At 68.5% G+C, this 635-nt stretch carries 1 protein-coding gene; it reads left to right on the plus strand.

Annotated features, from left to right (window positions below; translation table 11 throughout):
• Positions 1-635, plus strand: a 635-nt coding sequence (locus HCK04_RS40465; protein WP_142652791.1) for an extracellular solute-binding protein, incomplete at both ends; no start/stop codon positions are given.

Consider the following 635-nt stretch of genomic DNA (forward strand, 5'->3'; position numbering starts at 1 on the left):
TCGGCGGGTGCGAGCCAGGCCGCCGGTGGCGGGACCTACACGATCTGGGACCCCTACCCGCAGTTCGACGACTCCTCCGACTGGGTGAAGCTGCTCACGCAGTGCGGGACCCAGGCCGGGGTGACCATCAAGCGGACCGGCTACGACACCACCGACCTGACGAACAAGGCGTTGCTGGCGGCCCAGCAGGGCAACTCGCCGGACGTGCTGATCGTGGACAACCCGGTGGTCTCGACGCTGGCCGAGGCCGGCGTGCTGACGACGACCGAGGAGAACAATCTCGACGTCGCGTCGATCGAGCCGAACCTGCTGGCGGCCGGTCAGCTCGGCGGCAAGACGTACGGCGTCCCGATCGGGGCGAACACGCTCGCGCTCTACTACAACAAGGACGTGCTCAAGAAGGCCGGGGTGGACGCGGAGTCGGTGAAGGACTGGGCGTCGCTGACGGCGGCGCTGGAGAAGGTGAAGGCGGCGGGCAAGAAGGGCATCACGTTCGCGGGCATCGGCACCGAGGAGGGCAGCTTCCAGTTCCTGCCCTGGTTCTGGGGCGCGGGCGCGAACCTCACGAAACTGGACTCGCCCGAGGGCGTCTCCGCGCTGTCGCTGTGGGCCGACTGGGTGAAGAAGGGCTACGC

Source organism: Microbispora sp. CL1-1, assembly GCF_012034195.1.
GTDB lineage: Bacteria > Actinomycetota > Actinomycetes > Streptosporangiales > Streptosporangiaceae > Microbispora.